Annotated in this window: 14 protein-coding genes; 10 read left to right on the top strand and 4 right to left on the bottom strand. The window is 37.7% G+C overall.

The features are described from left to right. Positions 1-7: 7 nt before the first annotated feature. From dnaB to ACFQ3N_RS18070, 9 genes are all read left to right on the top strand, one after another. Positions 8-1,381, top strand: coding sequence for a replicative DNA helicase (dnaB, locus tag ACFQ3N_RS18110; RefSeq protein ID WP_390364236.1), 1,374 nt, complete (start codon positions 8-10; stop codon positions 1,379-1,381). A 763-nt stretch (positions 1,382-2,144) separates the two neighbouring features. Continuing rightward, the gene (locus ACFQ3N_RS18105) at positions 2,145-3,434 is read left to right on the top strand and encodes an adenylosuccinate synthase (protein WP_390364233.1); all 1,290 of its coding nucleotides are present in this window, start codon (positions 2,145-2,147) and stop codon (positions 3,432-3,434) included. A gap of 454 nt (positions 3,435-3,888) precedes the next feature. After that, complete coding sequence (locus tag ACFQ3N_RS18100) at positions 3,889-5,361, top strand: peptidoglycan DD-metalloendopeptidase family protein (RefSeq protein ID WP_390364231.1); 1,473 nt, start codon at positions 3,889-3,891, stop codon at positions 5,359-5,361. A gap of 630 nt (positions 5,362-5,991) precedes the next feature. Beyond that, entirely contained in the window at positions 5,992-6,696 is a 705-nt protein-coding gene (gene yycF / locus ACFQ3N_RS18095; protein ID WP_390364229.1) for a response regulator YycF, read from the top strand. A gap of 5 nt (positions 6,697-6,701) precedes the next feature. Next, positions 6,702-8,534, top strand: coding sequence for a cell wall metabolism sensor histidine kinase WalK (gene walK, locus ACFQ3N_RS18090; protein WP_390364227.1), 1,833 nt, complete (start codon positions 6,702-6,704; stop codon positions 8,532-8,534). After that, positions 8,531-9,856, top strand: a complete 1,326-nt coding sequence (locus ACFQ3N_RS18085; RefSeq protein ID WP_390364225.1) for a YycH family regulatory protein — start codon at positions 8,531-8,533, stop codon at positions 9,854-9,856. Before walK ends, ACFQ3N_RS18085 begins: the two co-directional genes overlap by 4 nt. Before the next feature lie 2 nt (positions 9,857-9,858). Then, positions 9,859-10,782 (top strand): two-component system regulatory protein YycI, encoded by a 924-nt coding sequence (locus ACFQ3N_RS18080; protein ID WP_390364223.1) that lies wholly within the window; start codon positions 9,859-9,861, stop codon positions 10,780-10,782. Then, complete coding sequence (locus ACFQ3N_RS18075; protein ID WP_390364221.1) at positions 10,782-11,567, top strand: MBL fold metallo-hydrolase; 786 nt, start codon at positions 10,782-10,784, stop codon at positions 11,565-11,567. The genes ACFQ3N_RS18080 and ACFQ3N_RS18075 overlap by 1 nt, the downstream gene beginning before the upstream one ends. 82 nt (positions 11,568-11,649) lie before the next feature. Further along, positions 11,650-12,861, top strand: coding sequence for a S1C family serine protease (locus ACFQ3N_RS18070; RefSeq protein WP_390364219.1), 1,212 nt, complete (start codon positions 11,650-11,652; stop codon positions 12,859-12,861). A gap of 873 nt (positions 12,862-13,734) precedes the next feature. On the opposite strand, the gene ACFQ3N_RS18065 is transcribed toward ACFQ3N_RS18070, so the two are convergent. Further along, the gene (locus ACFQ3N_RS18065; RefSeq protein WP_390364217.1) at positions 13,735-14,115 is read right to left on the bottom strand and encodes a DoxX family protein; all 381 of its coding nucleotides are present in this window, start codon (positions 14,113-14,115) and stop codon (positions 13,735-13,737) included. 157 nt (positions 14,116-14,272) lie between these two features. Here ACFQ3N_RS18065 and ACFQ3N_RS18060 point away from each other — a divergent pair, with 157 nt between their 5' ends. After that, positions 14,273-15,988 (top strand): ABC transporter ATP-binding protein, encoded by a 1,716-nt coding sequence (locus tag ACFQ3N_RS18060; protein WP_390364215.1) that lies wholly within the window; start codon positions 14,273-14,275, stop codon positions 15,986-15,988. Positions 15,989-16,857: 869 nt separating this feature from the next. Here ACFQ3N_RS18060 and ACFQ3N_RS18055 read toward each other — a convergent pair. The 3 genes from ACFQ3N_RS18055 to ACFQ3N_RS18045 all read right to left on the bottom strand — a co-directional run bounded on the left by ACFQ3N_RS18055 (position 16,858) and on the right by ACFQ3N_RS18045 (position 20,200). Beyond that, complete coding sequence (locus ACFQ3N_RS18055) at positions 16,858-17,841, bottom strand: FecCD family ABC transporter permease (RefSeq protein ID WP_390364314.1); 984 nt, start codon at positions 17,839-17,841, stop codon at positions 16,858-16,860. An 8-nt stretch (positions 17,842-17,849) separates the two neighbouring features. After that, positions 17,850-18,848 carry a FecCD family ABC transporter permease gene (locus ACFQ3N_RS18050; RefSeq protein WP_390364213.1) on the bottom strand — a complete coding sequence of 333 codons (999 nt, stop codon included), beginning with the start codon at positions 18,846-18,848 and terminating at the stop codon, positions 17,850-17,852. Positions 18,849-19,255: 407 nt separating this feature from the next. Continuing rightward, on the bottom strand, positions 19,256-20,200 hold the full coding sequence (locus ACFQ3N_RS18045) for an ABC transporter substrate-binding protein (protein WP_390364211.1): 945 nt from the start codon (positions 20,198-20,200) through the stop codon (positions 19,256-19,258). Positions 20,201-20,451 lie beyond the last annotated feature (251 nt).

Here is a 20,451-nt window from a genome sequence, read left to right as displayed (position 1 = left end):
AAAAGGCATGAGTGATTTTTTTAACGATCGAACACCACCACATAACATCGAAGCTGAACAAGCTGTGTTAGGTGCTATATTCTTAGAACCAGAAGCATTTTCAACTACATCTGAATTATTAATGCCTGAAGATTTTTATCGGACAAGTCATCAACGGATATTTGAAACAATGATGAAGCTTACTGATAAAGGAGATCCAATAGATCTTGTTACTGTCACTACCTCCCTTTCTAATGAAAAAATGTTGGACGAGGTTGGTGGTGTTTCGTATTTAACTGATCTAGCAGGCAGTGTTCCAACTGCAGCCAATATCGGATACTATAGTAAAATTATTGAAGAAAAAGCATTACTTCGTAGACTAATTCGAACAGCAACAGATATAGTGACCTCAGGCTTTATGAAAGAAGACGAAATTGAAGATGTATTAAATGAAGCGGAAAAGAATATTTTAGAGGTTTCTGCACGTAAAAATTCAGGAGCATTTAAATCTATTAAAGATGTGTTAATTGACGTGTACGATAACATTGAACAATTACATCATCAAAGCGCAGACGTAACAGGTGTTCCTTCTGGTTTCCGTGATTTAGACAAAATTACTTCTGGATTTCAGGCAAATGATTTAATTATCATCGCAGCTCGCCCATCTGTTGGTAAAACTGCTTTTGCCTTGAATGTAGCTCAAAGCGTAGCAGTTAATACGGATGAAAATGTTGCTATATTTAGTTTGGAAATGGGTGCTGATCAACTCGTATCCCGTATGCTTTGTGCGGAAGGCAATATTGACGCCCAACGTTTACGAACGGGTAACCTACAAGCAGATGATTGGAGTAAATTAACAATGGCAATGGGTAGTTTATCCAATGCCGGAATTTATATTGATGATTCACCAGGGATAAGGGTGAACGAAATTCGTTCTAAATGCCGACGTTTAAAACAGGAGCATGGTTTAGGTATGATATTAATAGATTACTTACAACTCATCCAGGGAAGTAGTACAAATTCTAAAGAAAATAGACAACAGGAAGTTTCAGAGATTTCCCGTTCATTAAAAGCTTTAGCACGTGAGTTAAATGTACCGCTAATTGCCTTATCCCAGCTATCTCGTGGAGTTGAATCTCGTCAGGATAAACGACCAATGATGTCTGATTTACGTGAATCAGGAAGTATTGAGCAGGATGCGGATATTGTTGGATTCCTATATCGTGATGATTACTATGACGAAGAGTCTGAAAAACAAAACATCATTGAAATTATTATTTCTAAACAACGTAATGGTCCAATTGGTAATGTCGAGTTGGCATTTGTTAAGGAATATAACAAATTCGTTGACTTAGACCATCGTTATCAAGAAAGCGATGTACCGCCACCAGTACCAGTTTAGTAAAAAACAGCCTATTTAGGTTGTTTTTTTAGGCTGTTTTCATAAAGATTGTTACTTTTGAGAGAATAGATATAAAATGCGACGTGGTTAATTCTGAAATGTACTTTCTAACAATCGTCCGATGATGAGAGCTTAATCCGCCGCTGCCGAAAATTACTCCCTTTCCGGGGGCAGCACCACAGCCTCCTCACTTTTATTCGCGTAAAGGCATGCCGAATGCCAAGTTTTCTAATAACGCTTCGAACTATGCTTCCTCGGCGCAAGGGAACTTAGAAGGGGATTCAAGTAGTACCCTGGCTGAGACCGTGCCCACGGGAAGCGAAGTGTTCTGCCGAAGCAATTGTACAGCACTCGATATCGAGAAAGCAATTCCACGAAAAAGTTACGTCGCATTTATATCAACTATGAAGATGAAAAAGCAAAAATACGTGCGAAACAGCCCTTTTTTATTAAGTAAAGAAATTATAATTTGAAAAGTAGTATATGAATGATTATAGAATTAGCCATGTTCAGCAGCCCATAGGATGCTACGAAGCACAGGACAAGGAATGTTTCCCTGAAAAAACATCGTGCGTAGAAAAAGTGTTGTTTTCAAGGACGTGGCGAACTTAGCCTGTAAGGACGCTTGTGCTTTTGATCTTATCCGAACAAAATATAGTATTTTAGTTTTATTGTTCGTATTTTAAATTGACTTCATTTCGAATAATTGATAAACTATTTTTGTTACATACTAAAAGCATATAATAATCAATGGAGGTGCGTTATGTCCTCAGTAGTAGTTGTTGGAACACAGTGGGGCGATGAGGGAAAAGGTAAAATTACTGATTTTCTATCGCAAAATGCCGAGGTTGTTGCCCGTTATCAAGGGGGAAACAATGCAGGTCACACGATTAAATTTGATGAAGTGACATACAAATTACATTTAATCCCATCTGGAATTTTTTTCGATGATAAAATTTGTGTATTGGGCAATGGAATGGTAATTGATCCGAAAGCATTTATGGAAGAATTAGCTTATTTGCATGAACGTAATATTTCCACCGATAATTTACGAATAAGTAATCGTGCACATGTAATCTTACCATATCACTTAAGGCTAGATATTTTACAGGAAGAAGAAAAGGGTACCAATAAGATTGGTACGACAAAAAAAGGTATCGGGCCTGCTTATATGGATAAAGCTGCAAGAAGCGGCATTCGTATTGCTGATTTATTAGATAAAGAAGTGTTCCGTACGAAATTAGAACAAAATTTGAAAGAAAAGAATCGTTTATTTGAAAAAGTATATGAAGTTAATCCTATACAGTTGGAAGATATATTAGAAGAGTATTATGAATATGGCCAGCAAATGGCAAAGTATGTTTGTGATACTTCTGTTGTCTTAAATGATGCTCTCGACGATGGGCGTAGAGTCTTATTTGAAGGAGCACAAGGGGTAATGCTTGATATTGATCAAGGGACATACCCGTTTGTCACTTCTTCTAACCCAATTGCTGGTGGTGTAACTATTGGGTCTGGAGTTGGTCCAACAAAAATCAACCATGTAGTAGGTGTATCTAAAGCCTATACAACTCGCGTTGGTGATGGTCCGTTTCCAACTGAATTGCATGATGCCACTGGTGATAAAATTCGTGAGGTTGGTCGGGAGTATGGTACTACAACAGGAAGACCAAGAAGAGTAGGCTGGTTTGACAGTGTCGTGGTAAGACACGCTAGAAGGGTTAGTGGTATAACTGATCTATCGTTAAACTCTTTGGATGTATTAACAGGAATCGAGACGTTAAAGATCTGTGTGGCTTACCGCTATAGAGGAGAAGTTATTAACGAATTCCCCGCAAGCTTAGTTGCACTGGCAGAATGTGAACCTGTTTATGAGGAAATGCCAGGTTGGACAGAAGATATAACGAATGTCAAAAGCTTGCATGAGTTACCAGTAAATGCTCGTCATTACTTAGAACGAATCTCACAATTAACTCAAATACCATTATCGATATTTTCTGTAGGACCCGATCGTTCTCAGACAAATGTTGTAAGAAGTGTTTACAGTAGTTAAATTATACTATTAATAAAAAGGGCAACTCTTGTTTGTATCGGAAACGAACTAGAGAATTGTCCTTTTTTGTTCTCCTGATTTTCTTCGTAAAGAGAAAACTGTTTTTAAATCTAATCGCTAAATACATAAAAAGTATGTCAACTTTCCCCTATTAATTCAACGCTCCCTACTTTTTTCTCGTTTTTTAGACAGTTTAGTCGATAACATTGTAATACTATTGTAAAATATGACACAAATAAAGATGGTATAAGTGACATTTAGTAACATAATACACACAAAATCGCCTAAAATTGTAAAAAAATGGAATTGATTATACAGTTTATTAACAATCTATATATCCATATTCCCTATCTAATATATGTATGGTAGATTAGTAAAAGACCTTGAGAAAGTCTTTAGTACTATTTTTAATAGTTAAATATAAAAGAACGTTAGTAAGGGGGAAAACAACGTCGTGTCGAGAAGAATTTTAAAACGGGGTAGAAATACGAGAAATTCAAAGAAAATAAGCTTACCGACAAAGATCGCTATTACTACATGTTTAGTTTTTTCTCTTACATTTACAACTGTAAGCGCAGAAAGTGAAGACTTGGAAACAATTTACCATGTTTATGTTGATGGTGAGCATGTTGGTAAAGTTGATAGTAAGAATGTTGTAGAGAACCTAATGGATGAAAAAGTTGCTAGTTATTCAGAAGAAAACGACGAACTATCATTAGCAATTGGTGAGGATATTTCCTATATTTCCGAGAAGGTATTTAATCCTACATACAACAATAATAAAGTCACTTCCGCTTTAGAAGATGAGCTATCGATAAAAGCTCAAGCAATAGAATTAACTATTGCAGGTAATACAGTTGGTTACTTTAAGAACAAAGAAACAGCAGACGAAGTGTTACGTGCATTTAAAGCAAAATATATAACAGAAGAAGATCTTGAAAAATTTGAAAAAGAGAAAGAAAATCAAAATGATGATAAACCGGTAAGACAAGATGATATCTCTCTTTCTGTTGGTGAGTCTACTATAATAGACGTAATCATTTCTGAAAAGGTTTCACTTTCTAAGAAAAAAGTAGTTCCAGATGACATATTGTCTGTTAAACAAGGTGTTAAAATGCTGGAAAAAGGTACATTGGAAGAAAAGAAGCATCTTGTTAAAGAGGGTGAAGTATTAGGGAAAATAGCTAGCAACTATGATATAACTACGAAAAAGTTACTAGAGCTAAACCCATCGTTAAATGAAGATTCCATCTTACAGATCGATCAGGAAATTAACGTTACAGACTATCAACCATTTGCAGATGTAATCGTTAAAGAAGAAAAGAAAGTGGAAGAAAAAATTAGCTATGATATAGAAACAGTTGAGTCCAATGACCTTTACAAAGGTGATAAAAAAGTAAGTCAAGATGGACAAGAAGGTAAAAAAGAAGTTCATTACGCCATCGAGATGAAGAATGGACAGGTAATAAATAAAGAAACGATTAGTGAAAGTGTAACAAAGAAACCGGTTAAGAAGATAATTGTTAAAGGTACAAAAGTAGTTCCATCACGTGGTTCAGGAAGTTTACACTGGCCTGCGGTCGGCGGATATATTTCCAGTCATATGGGAATGCGTTGGGGCTCAATGCATAAAGGAATGGATATTGCTGGACCTAGCAATCGATCTATTTTAGCAGCGGATAACGGTACTGTAGTATCAGCAGGCTATGATAGCGGTGGTTATGGAAATAAAATTGTAATTAATCATAATAACGGAATGAAAACGATCTACGCTCACCTTTCATCTATTAGTGTAAGCCCTGGGCAAATTGTAGAAAAAGGCAGTAAGATTGGGGTCATGGGTTCGACTGGTAATTCAACGGGAATTCATTTGCATTTTGAAGTATACAAGAACGGAGCCATGCAAAACCCTTCAAAGTATTTTTAAAAACTAGAGGTATAAATAGTAAGAGACTGACTTAGGAGAATAGCTCCTCACTAGTCAGTCTCTTTCTTAATAAGTTTTCATAAAAATAGGAGGAAAGTTAGATTCAATTATAAACAAAGACATTTCACAAAAAGTACGATAAAATGAAATGTATAGTGCTATAAAAGTGACATAGTACAAATAATAATAAAGACAACATGAAAACAATAAAACGATTAAATAGTAGGCTGTTTACGTAAGGTTTCTTGCTAATGAGAGAATAGATATTGACTGCGACGTAACTTACCGCTCTGGAAATACACTACACTTTCCGCGGGTGGCTGGTGAGCTTCAACGCATTTCAGAACATCACCTATGCCTGTCCTCCCGCAGGAACAGCACGTGTCAGAAGACCCGCATAGATGCACCTGTGTCTTTTAGTAACGCTTCGAAGCCTGCTTCCTCGGCGCAAGGCAACAAAGAAGAGGATTTAAGTAGTACCCTGGCTGAAGCTGTGCCCGCAGCGGAAATCAACATAGCAGTTACGTCGAAATTTATATCAACTATGAAGATAAAAAAGCAACAGTACGTGCGAAGACAGCCAAATAGTAAAACGCTTTAAAAGAAAATAAAGTAAAGGATGTGGGTCTATTGAGTCAGAAGATTCTAGTAGTAGATGATGAAAAGCCAATTGCAGATATCTTAAAATTTAACCTGGAGAAAGAGGGTTATGAAGTAGTTTGTGCCTATGATGGGGATGAAGCGATAGCGCTTGCTGCATCAGAAAATCCAGAGTTAGTATTATTGGACATTATGCTTCCAAATAAGGATGGTAATGAAGTTTGTCGGGAAATTAGAAAAACCCAGACCATGCCAATCATTATGTTAACGGCAAAAGATACTGAAATTGATAAAGTATTAGGGTTGGAAATGGGTGCTGATGATTACGTGACAAAACCATTTAGCAATCGTGAATTAATTGCGCGGGTAAAGGCCAATTTACGTCGTCAGCAGCAAGCACCTGATGATACTGTGAAAACGACAAAAGATATTGTAATAGGAAGTTTGGTTGTACATCCTGATGCATATACCGTTACACGCAATGGGAACGAAGTTGAGTTAACCCATCGGGAATTTGAGTTAGTACATTATCTAGCACGTCATATTGGACAAGTGATGACCCGTGAACACTTATTAGAAACAGTGTGGGGATATGATTACTTTGGTGACGTTCGGACCGTTGATGTAACAGTTAGAAGACTTCGTGAGAAAATCGAGGAGAGTCCAAGTAACCCGATGTGGATTGTGACACGTCGGGGTGTTGGTTATTATTTGCGTAATCCTGAGCAGGAGTAGCTGTTATGAATAAAGTCGGTTTTTTTCGTTCCATACAATTAAAATTTATCATTATATTCATATTTCTATTGCTTGTGGCATTCCAAGTTATTGGTTCCTACTTCTCAACACAATTAGAATCTGAATTAAGGAAAAACTTTGAGGAATCAGTAAAGGACCGTGTAGATCTTTTAAACTATAACCTTGAGCAAGCGTTTGAAAAAGAACGAACGGAGGACTCACAAGAACTATCATTACAACAGGAAGTGCAAAATATTGTGTCAGATGTACCCACAGAAGACATAACGAATCTTCAAGTTATTAATGCTCAATACCGTGTTATGGGAACCAATGATTATAGCAACCAACAAAATATTGGAAAAAGAACAACGAAAGACCTTGTACTGCAAGTCCTTAGGTTTGGTGAAGGTACAGAAGATACAAAATGGAATCAGCAAACAGAAAATATTGTTTTTGTTAAAACGGAACCTATCTATGATGCAGAAGAGAATGTAGTAGGCGCTATTTATCTGGAAACTTCTCTTGAAGGTGTAAATGAGCAAGTTCAAAATATAAATGGAATTTTTCTGCGAGGAGCTCTTTTAGCGATTACCGTATCTGCTTTTATTGGAATATTAGTTGCCCGTACCATTACAAAGCCAATCTTGGAAATGCGAAGGCAAGCACAAACGATGGCAAAGGGCGATTTCACACAAAAAGTTAATGTATATGGAAGTGATGAAATTGGCCAACTTGCGGTCTCTTTTAATGATTTGAATGAACGATTAAAGCATTCACAAGCCACTACAGAAGAGGAACGGCGGAAGCTTAGTTCCGTGTTGTCAAATATGTCTGATGGCGTTATAGCAACTAATCGTTCAGGTGCTGTTACACTCATGAATGATGCAGCAGCAAAACTGATTGGTATGAGCCCTGAAGATGTACAAGGGAAATTTTTGTTGGATGTTTTACAGCTAGAAGAAAGAGTAGTCGATATCACAGAGCTACAGGATAGTGGATCCATGATTATTGACTTTAGTGATGAGGATGGCTTCTTCTTAATCCGTGCAAATTTCTCAACTGTTTCCGATTACGAAGATGATATTACTGGATTCATTACGGTTATTAGTGATGTAACGGAACAAGAAAAAGTAGAGAAAGAGCGCAGGGAATTTGTATCAAATGTCTCACATGAATTGCGTACACCGTTGACGACGTTGCGAAGCTATTTGGAGGCATTAACCGATGGAGCATGGCAGGATAAAGAAATAGCACCTAAATTCTTAGGCGTTACTCAAAATGAGACCGAACGTATGATTAGAATGGTCAATGACTTATTACAGCTTTCTAAGATGGATAATAAGAATTATGGTCTACACAAAGAAAAGGTAGAGTTTATTGCATATTTTCATCAGATTATTGACCGTTTTGAGATGAATGTCACGGAAAAAATAACACTCAAACGAGAACTATCATCCGGAAAATATAATGTCTGGCTTGACCCCGATAAAATGACACAAGTATTAGATAATATCATTTCCAATGCTATTAAATATTCACCAAATGGTGGGACTATTCGCTTCAAAGTAGAAAGAGAAAAATATTCCCTTTTAGTTAGTGTACAAGATGAAGGGTTAGGAATTTCCTACGATAAGGTTCATAAAATCTTTGAGCGTTTTTATCGTGCAGATAAAGCAAGAACAAGGAAACTGGGTGGCACTGGATTAGGACTAGCAATTGCTAAAGAATTGGTGGAGGCACACCATGGTAAAATTTGGGCTGAAAGTAAAGAAGGTAAAGGGACGACAATTCTCTTTACACTTCCGCTAATGAACCAGAAGCGGAGGGATACGACATGAAACTTGAAACAGTAAAGTCTTTTATGTTAACAATATTAGTTGGATTAAGTTTATTACTAACGTTTAGTATATGGAGCTATCAGCCGGATGTTGATCGCTTCATTAGCGATCAGTATGTGGATGAAGTAGACATTGGTGGAATTGAAGAAACAAAAAAACGAATTATTGAACCAAGTTCGATTCTCTTCCATACAAATAATGAACACTATGGTTTTACAGACGCCATTAACCGTCGTAGTTTGTACCAAGATATGCAATCATGGATATTATATGAATTTGCTACTAGAAGTACAGATGAACCGCCTTCAAGTGATCATCAAGTAGAAGTTATTTTTCCGGATGCATTACCGATGGAATTCGTTAATAGTCTTTTTACTTTTAATGAAGAACAACAAATGCCAAGTTGGTCGTTCCAAAGGATATTTATCACATTAAATCAAGATTCACAATTACTGACCATTTACTTTCAATCAACAAATGGTCAACAGCAGGCACGAGCGGTTGTCAATAATTCTAGTAAATATGATATGTTATGGAACTATATGACGAATCTTGACGACTTAACCAGCTATGTTGTCTTTGGGGAGTCAGAAGAATCGGGAACACCAATCTATATACCCGAAAATCCAGTGACAATGGCTCGATTATCTTTTACGGTTGAAAGTATTGAACCATCATTATTTGTTAATGAATTGTTTAATACACCGTCCATTGTCGGTCGTAACATTTCCAACGTTAATGAAGCATATTATACGGATGCACAGCGGGGAATGCGTGTATACCAGGATCAACGAATGATGGAATTTATTAATCCAAACGAATCAAGTCCTGACCAATTAGGAGAACCCATTAGCTTAGTTGAGCGCAGTATTTCAAATATTAATGACCATAAGGGTTGGACTAACGAATATAATCTTGTTTCAATAGATACAACTATGAACAGGGTACGCTACCAAATGTATTATGAAGGTATTCCTGTGTTCAATAATTTAAATTTATCCATTATTGAACAGGAATGGCGTGGTCAGGAATTGAACTTTTATCAGCGTCCTTTATTTAATTTTAATACAGGAAACATTATCAATGATGGCGGAACGGTTGATTTACTATCAGGAAGAGATGTTATTTATATTTTACAAAACAATGCAAACGTGACTTATAATTTGGAGAATATTAGAGATATCCAAATTGGATATAAGCTAGAGTATGAAGACAGTGCTGATAGAGCCCTAACACTAGAACCAGCTTGGTATATGAATTATAGTGGGAACTGGATTGAATTGGATTTTAGTGAGTATGAAGAATTAAAAGGGGGAAGTTGAGGATGCAATGGAGTCAAATTAAAACACTATTTATTCTCTGCTTCCTTATTCTAGATATTTATCTGGTATTGCAATTTATGGAGAAACAAGATCAAAAAGACATTGGAGTAATTGAACAAGAAAATTCAACCATTGAAGAACAACTCGAGCAGGACGAGATAGAAATAAGTGCCGAATTGGACAGTGAGGAAATATCTGAATCATATATTTCTGTAAGCCCAAAAAGTTTTACAGAAGGTGAATTGAATGAAGTTTCTAATTTTGATAATCAGGTTTTAGCAAGAGTCAATAGTTACTTGATTGTTTCACAGTTTGAAGAACCTCTCGAGGTCCCAGAAAAAGCAACTGGTTCTGAAATAACAGAGATGGTAAATGGAAAAATTATATTTTCGGATCAGTATGAGTATTGGGATTGGGATAAAGAATTAAACGTACTCGTTTTCTTTCAAGAAAAAAATGACCGACCGATCTATTATAACCACGGTGGCATAATACTGGTCTTCTTAAATGATGAAAACGAGATCATGTTTTATGCTCAAACCATGCTTGGAGAGGCTGAATCTGAAGGGGAAAGTAAGACATTAATTGAACCGATTCAAGCAATTGAAACATTATACACATCCAATGAATTATTTGCAGGAGATGACATCACCGATTTGGATGTTGGTTATTATACAAGGTATCCATTAGAAAATGGTGTACAAGTATTTGCTCCCCAGTGGAATGTGTTGGTTAACGGGGAGAAAAACTTTTTCGTGAACGCAATAGAAAGGATTGTCTCACCTGAATCAGAAGACTTTTTAGAAAATGCTATAACAACCTTAATTAGTAGAATAAATGATATGGAAGAAACAGAAAAAATACATGAGGATATTTTAAATCAACTTAGACTTAAGTTAACAGCAGATAATCGGAGTGACTTATAATGACATTACGTTTTAGTATATTAGCATCAGGTAGTACGGGGAATGCCTTTTATATTGAGTCTGAACAAGAAAAACTTCTCGTAGATGCAGGTTTAAGTGGAAAGAAGATAGACCAATTACTTCAAGAAGTCCAAGTAGACCCAGATAGTCTTACAGGGATATTAGTAACCCACGAACATAGCGATCATATTAAGGGGTTAGGGATTATAGCGCGGAAATATAATCTACCTATATATGCAAATGAAAAAACGTGGCATGCTATGGAAGGATCGATTGGTAAACTTTCATTAGACCAAAAATTTCACTTTGGTATGGAACAGGTAAAAACATTTGGCGATATCGATATTGAATCATTCGGAGTATCACATGATGCAGCTGAACCAATGTTTTATACATTTCGTCAGGGAGGAAAGAAAGTTTCCCTTGTAACGGATTTAGGGTATGTTTCCGAACGAATAAAGAAAACAGTAGAAGATTCTGATGCATATATATTTGAAGCAAATCACGATGTAGGAATGCTTCGTATGGGACGCTATCCGTGGAGTGTGAAGCGACGCATCTTAGGTGACTCTGGACATGTGTCTAACGAGGATTGCGGATTAGCGTTAAGTGATATTATTAGTAATCGAACAAAACGGATTTATTTGGCACACTTAAGTCTGGACAATAATATGAAGGATTTGGCACGTATGTCTGTAGAAGGAGTCTTAAAAGAACGCGGGATTGAGCTTGATGTTTATGATACGGATCCCAAAGCAGCCACGCCCATGTATGAAGTTGTTTAAATAGTATTTACGTTTTGTGTTTAATAAATTTAATATTGAGGGAATACTATTGTATCGAATCATGAGATAAGGGGTTGGTCAGATGGGGTATTATAATCAACATTATCCTCCAAATCCAAATCGTAAAAAGAAAAACACATGGATAGTTCCTGCAATGTTAGGAGTTATTATTGGAATTCTATTAGTTACTGTAGCATTACCCACTTTCATGCAATCCAATGTTTTACCTGACTCACAAGTAGAGCAAGAGCAAAGTGACCCCTCTGTAGACCAGGGGAAAACCACACAGACGGATTACGTCAACTTTGATATTTCCACAAGAGTAACAGAGGTTGTAGAAGAAGTAACTCCATCCGTTGTAGGAGTTGTAAATATACAGCAGCAAACAGACTTTTGGCAGCAACAAAATGGCGATCAAACTGGAACAGGTTCAGGTGTCATTTATAAAATAGAGAACGGCCAAGCCTTTGTTGTGACAAACCATCATGTTATTGAAGGTGCTGATACGATAGAAGTAGTATTATCAGATGAAAGGCATGTTGTAGCAGAGTTAATTGGTAGTGATTTGTTTTCCGATTTAGCTGTACTGCGAATGGATGGTGAGGGGGTGGACAGAGTTGCTCAAATGGGATCTTCGGATAATGTTAAGGTTGGTGAGCCTGCAATAGCAATTGGCAATCCACTGGGACTCATGTTTTCAGGTTCCGTTACACAAGGTGTGATTAGTGGTAAACAACGAACTATTCCACAGGACTTTAACCAGGATGGACGTGCAGATTGGCAAGCGGAGGTTATCCAAACGGACGCGGCCATTAATCCAGGAAATAGTGGTGGTGCGTTAATTAATATGGAAGGGCAGCTCATCGGGATTAATTCTATGAAAATTAATCAAGCAGCTGTCGAGGGAATTGGATTTGCGATTCCAATTGATTCAGCACGTCCAATTATAGAGGAATTAGAAGAAACAGGTAAAGTAACACGCGCATATATTGGTGTGGAAATCTATTCGTTAGAGGAAGTCCCGCAAGCAGAATGGCAAAGCACGTTAAACCTTCCAAATGATGTAGATGGTGGCGTGTATGTGTGGAGTGTAGAGCAATTATCTCCAGCAGACCAATCTGGTCTACAACGTCTGGATGTAATTACAGAGCTTGATGGACAAGAAGTTGATAATATGATTGATTTACGAAAAGTATTGTACCAAGAAAAAGAAGTTGGGGACGAGGTGACCATTACGTATTACCGTGATGGTGAGCGACAAGAAACAACGATCGAACTCGGTACACAGTCATAAAGAGAAAAGGCTATCTTCTAAAAAAGGAAGATAGCCTTTTCTCTTGTTTAGGAAATTATAAAATTAGGAGCCTATGGATAATTTATTGACTGTGTAAGCCGCGTTCAGCTCCAGCGCCTGGACACTCGAGACATAAGCAGGTCGACTTTGGTAAAGGCATCTACACTACTTGATCCGCTTATGCTTGTCTTGTCTTTCAAGGCGCTTGCACTTTTGTTTTTGTTTAGAGACTGTATGCCATGTCCAGAACCGTCGGACACGACATGGCGTACTTAGCTTGAAAGGACGGATGCCAGTTTGTTCACAATGGCGACTGCCTACACGGTTGATTCCGCGATTTTGTCCGGTTATTCCGTGATTTTATACTGGAATTCCGCGCTTTCGTCGATTATTCCGTGTTTATGTACTGGAATTCCGCGCTTTCGTGCATTTATTCCGCGGTTAGGTCTGTTTGCTCTGGAATTTGCTCCTGTTTAATACTGTTAAAAGTCAAGTTTTCCTTACGATAAGTCAACATCGATTCGCTAAGCAAAAGGAAGGCCGACTAAAACCACCGCTTTGCGCAGTAATGTCGACTCACCCGCGATGCGCTGGCACAGCCCATACGTCGCTTAACAGGCGCTTAGGCTTTTGCTCGCAGATAAGAAAGCATAAAACTTTCTTATCTGCATAAGTGCAACTAAGGCTTGGCGATAAGCCAAGTTTTCAATTGTGTATAACTCGAAAGTTATACACAATCAGTGGATAACCCTGTAGATAAATCAATATATAGTACAGAACAAGTATTCTATAACAAAATAAGTACGAACATTTGTGCATATGTGGATAAAGCTGTGGATAACAGAGCTGTTAGTATGTTCTATTCATAAATCCTTAATAAAATTTACCGCCTTTTATATGTTGCCAAATAAGCAAAAGCAGAATAAGCATGACAATATCGAGCCTTGCTTCAAATGCAAATGAGAGAAACCCTTGCTGTAAGAGAATTGGTAGCTTTGTAAGGTAAATAGCACTAAGCATAATAAAAATAAGTGGTGCGGAAGCTTGCTTCGTATAGATTCTTGCAGCAATTAGTCCACCACATGCGATTTCAGTTATAGCCACAAGAAATAAAATAGTGCTGGGGAAGGGAAGATTAAGACTCATGAATACACTTTTAAAGTCACTCATTACTAACTTAAGAATTCCCGATGTAATAAATACATATCCAACAGCATAGCAAATCCATTTTGACATCGGCATTACTATTTTCATAAAAAAGCACCTCCGGGTTAGTTATTACATACATATGCAACAATATAGACAACCTTGACAAGCTTTTTCTCTAGAAGTAGTTATTCTTATTGCCAAGCCCGTAAAATAGCCTTATAATTTCCTTTAGATTAAAAAAGCCTAAAAGGAAGTGCACCTTGTGATTCGTCGTTTTTTCTCTTATTACAAACCACATAAACGTTTGTTTATTATCGATTTTACATCTGCAGTGATTGTTGCATTACTGGAGCTTGCTTTTCCATTAGCGGTACAATGGTTTATTGATAAATTGTTAGTTGATGGTGAATGGGATTTGATCATGACAGTTAGTGTTTTGTTATTGCTGGTGTATATTTTAAGTACCTTTTTACAATACATCGTCACATATTTAGGCCATAAACTTGGTGTTAATATTGAAACGGATATGCGACAAGATTTATTTCAACATGTACAGAGGCAATCGTTTCGTTTTTTTGACAATACCAAAACAGGTCATATTATGAGCCGTATCACCAATGATTTGTTTGATATCGGAGAATTAGCCCACCACGGGCCAGAAGATTTCTTCATCGCAATCATGACATTTATCGGTGCATTTTGGATCATGTTTACGGTAAACGTTAAACTAGTACTCATTATTTTAATCGCTGTCCCTCTTCTAATCTGGCTAATTGCCTACAGTAATATAAAAATGAACAAGGCATGGCGGCAAATGTACAAGGATATTGCGGAAGTGAATGCAAGGGTTGAGGATTCTGTTTCAGGTGCACGAGTAGTGCAGTCTTTTACAAATGAGAATTTTGAAATGGAACGCTTTACAAAAGATAATTATAGTTTTCGGATAGCTAAAATTGGTGCATATAAGGTTATGGCATTTGTACATTCCAATATATATATGATGATGAGATTAATCGTATTGGTCATTTTAGTTGTTGGTTCATGGTTGAGTTTTAACGGCGAGTTATCACACGGAGAACTTGTCGGCTTTGTACTTTATGCAAATGTATTATTTAGGCCAATTGAAAAGATCAGTGCCTTATTGGAGTTATATCCTAAAGGAATGGCTGGGTTCAAACGGTTTATAGATTTACTGGATATCTCACCAGATGTTGTTGATCGTGTTCATGCGAAAAAGGTACAGTCGTTGAAGGGTGATATTTCATTTAACAGTGTAACTTTTGGTTATGAAAAAATACAAAAACCAGTGCTGAAGTCGTTAAGCTTTGACATTACCTCAGGTGAAACAATTGCATTTGTTGGACCTTCAGGTGCAGGTAAAACAACAATCTGTTCTCTTATTCCACGTTTTTATGATATTGACAAAGGAAGTATCACGATTGATGGGATGGATATACGTGACATGACGAAGGAATCGCTGCGTAACCAAATCGGTATTGTACAACAGGACGTGTTCTTATTTACGGGGACATTACGTGAAAATATAGCATATGGAAAGCTTGATGCTACAAACGAAGAAATTAGGCATGCAGCCAGACAAGCACACATGGAAGGGTTTATTAAAGAGCTGCCAAATGGCTATGAAACCCAAGTTGGTGAGCGAGGGTTGAAGCTCTCAGGTGGACAGAAGCAGCGGATCGCCATTGCACGAATGTTTTTAAAAAATCCACCTATTCTAATACTGGATGAAGCAACATCAGCACTTGATACCGAAACAGAAACAATTATTCAAAAAGCATTAACCGAGCTTACAAAAGATCGTACAACACTAGTAATTGCGCATAGACTGGCAACGATTAAAAATGCTGATCGTATTATGGTCGTGACAAAAGATGGTATTGAAGAAGAAGGAAGTCATGAAGAGCTATTAAAGCGTGATGGTATATTTGCTCATTTGCATCGGGTGCAAATGAGGTAGCAATAAGAAAAACCGGACGGGGTTTGCACGGTTTTTCTTAGCAGATAAGGAAGTATAAAACTTTCTTATCTGCATAAGTGCAACTAGACTTCTGCCATTAAGGCTTGGCGATTAGCCAAGCTTTCTAATGTTGTCTTGTTAAATTTTAGCATCCGATTGCTTAAATAAAAATTACACTGCTTGAACATAAGACAGCCTATCTTTTTTGCGGACTCAGTGGACCTTATTTCCTTTCATTATGATAATTATCGCAGTTGTCGGACTCAGAAGACCTTATTTGTAACAGTTCTAGGAGTTATAGCTGTTTTTTCATGCAATAAGATCCTCTGAGTCCGCTTGACCTTAAAAATCACTGTTTTGGACACAAATAAGGGCACTGAGGTCCGCTTAAAATTCGTTCGTCTATTATCTACCTCGTTTACACAAGAAGCGACTGCTCTTCTGGAGCAATCGCCACCCGTTACTTGAATAAAATTATTTCTTTGTTCGCAAATAAGAAAGTATAAAACTTTTTTATTTGCATAAGTGAAACTAGGTCATTCGCCATAAAGGCTTGGGGAATGCCAAGTTTTCTAATCATTTCTACAAAAACCATCCAAAGGCAGAAGCAGAAGAGCTTGAACTATTTCAGTAACCCCCAGTTCCAGAGGTTTGAATATTATTCCAAAAATCATCTCACCTCTTTTACCTATAACAGAAACGCACCCTATTGTTGATATAAGAAATATGAAGAAACCAAATCATATGCGATTTGGTCTGCTAATTAGTATCCTAATTTGTATGTTTCTCCACCAAACCGGAACTAATTAAGCTTAAATAAATCCCTTTTTACCTCTCCATTACAATGAAGAGGTAAAAAGCTATAGAACCTATTTCGCTTTTAATTTCCGCAATAAAAACAAGAAATAAGGAGCACCCAGTACTGCGGTAAATATTCCTGCTGGAACTTCTGCTGGTGGTGCGATTCCTCGTCCTAGCGCATCAGCCAACAAAAGCAATAATGCTCCCATTATCGCGGCGGTAGGAAGGAGAAGTCGGTGACGATTCCCAACGATCTGCCGTGCAATGTGTGGTGCAATCAATCCAAGAAATCCAATCGACCCTACTACAGCAACAGATGCCCCCGCTAATGCTACAGCAATTCCTAATAATAATACACGGGTACGTTCTGTATGCTCACCGAGACCTTCAGCGACATCATCGCCAAGATTTAAAATATCGAGTTTGTTTGCAAGCAGTATACTTAAAGGCACTAAAACAATTATCCATGGTAACAGTAGTAATACATCTTCCCAGCTTTTTCCCCATAGGCTACCAGTCAGCCAGACTAGTGCAGCATTTATTGCAACTGGGAATTTAACCATTAAAAACTGAATTCCAGCTTGGGCGACCGCACCTAAAGCAATTCCAATCAATGCTAAGGTGGACGGGTTTACCCCTTGTTTATAGGCAAACAGATATAAGATAGCCGTGATCACCATTGCTCCACTAAGTGCAGCAATTGGCAGGGCTATCACTGGTGAATTTGGAAAAAGCAGTACAACAATTGCCGCTGCAAGCCCAGCCCCTTTTGTGATACCAATTACATCAGGGGATGCAAGCGGATTTCGAATAATCCCTTGTAAAATCGCACCGGAAACACCTAAACCTGCACCAACCAAAAATGCCATGACAATTCGTGGTAAACGGTAATTCATAATAATAAAGCTTGATCCACCATCTGTGACACCAAACAATGATTGAAAAAATTCCAAAGGTGTAATAAACACCGCACCAACACCAACCGCCAGAATAGCAACACAAACCGTAATCACAACAAGTATAATTAATCTTACATGATGAGGTAAATGCATGTTTTTCACTATGCCTTACCCCCTTTGCGTGCTAAATAGAGGAAGTAAGGAGCACCGATTAAAGCGGTGACAATTCCTACGGGTGATTCAGATGGATATGCAATAAACCGAGATAAGACATCAGCAGTTACTAACAGTAAAGCACCAAACAAGGCAGAGAATGGGATAATTATCCGGTAATCGACTCCAACCAGTTTACGTACAATATGGGGTACGATTAAACCTACAAAACCGATTGGACCTGCAACTGCAACAGATGCTCCAGCTAAAATAACAACGAGAAAGCTGAAAAACAATCGGATCAATACAACATTCTGTCCAAGACCTTGGGCCATTTCATCACCAAGGCCAAGAGTGGTTAGCTGGCGTGCTAAAACGATCGTAAGTATAATCCCAATAATGGACCAAGGTAAGATGGTTTGAACATCCCCCCAGGTTGCTCCATCGATCGCTCCAGCGAGCCAAAATAGTACATTCTCGGTGGAATCCTCATGAAACAAAACAATTCCCTCTATAATTGCTGATAGAAACAAATGGACAGTAATACCAGCAAGTGCAAGCTTAATGGGTGAAGTTCCGCCTCCAGTAGATGCCATGGAATATACAACAGTTCCACCTAAAATAGCCCCTAAAAATGCAAAATAAACTAATGAACCAGGAGAAATACTTGGCAGTAAAACAAGCCCAATTACGACCATTAGAGATGCACCAGCATTTACACCGAAAATCTGAGGAGACGCAAGTGGATTCAACGTAATCGCCTGCATGATTGCACCTGCAATTGCTAAACTTGCGCCTATAATTACGGCAATCAACGTTCGAGGTAATCGTAGACCTTGTACAATTAACACATCCCGTGTTTCTTCATTGGTAATAAAAGATTGGAAAATGGTAGAAAAATCTATGGAAGCAGCACCGACCCGGAGACTTGCTAGCATACTTGAAATTAATAAAATAAGCCCAATGATAAATAGGAGCCCTTTTTTAAATGCTGATTGTGATTCCATAAACAAAAATCCCTTTCCTATCGCAATACAATTCTCTTCATTTTACCATGAATTAAACAATCAAAAAACAGAACAAAAGCTCGAAGCGCCTTGAAAGACATGACAAGCATAAGCAGGTAAGCGTAGTGTGGATGTCTTTACCCAAGTCGAACTGCTTATGTCCCGAGTGTCTAGGCGCTGGCCGATGAAAACGCCACGTCCTGTGGCTTCATCGGCACTAGTACGTCCTGTACGTGGCCGTTTCTTTAGATAAATATACATAACCTTCCATCTATACTTTCTTTACTACTTAGAAAACGAGGCTTATCGCCAAGATTTAATGGCGAAAGTCTAAGTTGCAATTATGTAGAAAAAAATTTATGGCTTTCTTATCTACTAAAAAAGAGCGAGACCTGCTCGCCCTTACGTTAATTACCGTATAAATTTTCTACAGCTTCTTCTAAAATTGCCTCAGATGAGATAAGACCTCTGAATCGTGACCATGTGTTACGGTCCACACTAAAAACATTGCCATTTTCGACAGCACTAACATTCTGCCATAAAGGATTACTTTCCCACTCATTGATAATGGTTTCCTCACCAGCTTCCATTAAGAATAATACATCTGGATTAAATTCAACCACTTGTTCCAGATTAATTTTATTGTAGCGGTCACTACCGTCCTGAATCGCATTGTTCAAACCTATTGACTCAAGTAGTGACCCAGTATATGAATCCATATTATGTGCATGGAAGGCGTCAGCTGTTACAACGGCTGGGAGAACCACACGATCCTCGTCTTCTGGAACCTGTTCCTTAATCTCTTCCATACGTTTCTTATGTGCCTCTAACACTTCTTGCCCCTTTTCTTCCTCACCAACGGCAACAGAGATAGTCTCGAAGCCTTCTAAAATCTCATCGTAATCAGCAGCAAGTGAAGATAAGACAATAGTTGGTGCTATCTGAGAAAGTTCCTCATATACATCCTTGTGCCGCTGTAAATCAGCTATAATCAAATCAGGCTGTAAGGAGCTAATAATCTCCATGCTCGGCTGTTTTCTAGTCCCAACAGAAGTATATTCGTCAATTTTATCTTTAATTGGGGCAATAATTCTACTTTCGTCATCGTCATCAGCAATCCCAATAGGTGAGATTCCAATAGCTGCTAACGCATCAACATAGGAAAATTCAAGGGCTACGATATTTTCCGGATTAGCAGGAATAGTTGTTTCACCCATTTCGTGTGTAATAACTACTTCATCATTATTGGAATTCTCATCATCACCGTTTTCCTCATCACTTGAACCACAACCGACAAGGGCAAGTAAAGAAACGAATATAAGTATAAACAAAGAAAAGCTCTTTTGCTTCATTTTTTTCATCCTCCTAGTTGTATATAAAAGTTTTACACTATCCAATAGTAATGATAATCATTATCAGTGTAAAAGTCCATAGTTTTCTTTAAAAAAATAAAAATAGCACAGTGAGCGGATGATCAAGTGCTATTTTTGAAAGGGGCATTTAAGATACATTTTTTTAGTAGATAGGAAAGTATAGAAACTTTCTTATCTACATAAGTGCAACTAAGGCTTTCGGAGCGACCGAGCATAGGTCGTGTAATTTA

The sequence above is a fragment of the Virgibacillus byunsanensis genome (genome assembly GCF_042675965.1).
GTDB classification, from domain to species: Bacteria; Bacillota; Bacilli; order Bacillales; family Amphibacillaceae; genus Virgibacillus_R; species Virgibacillus_R byunsanensis.
This window is presented reverse-complemented; position numbering and strand designations above follow the sequence as displayed.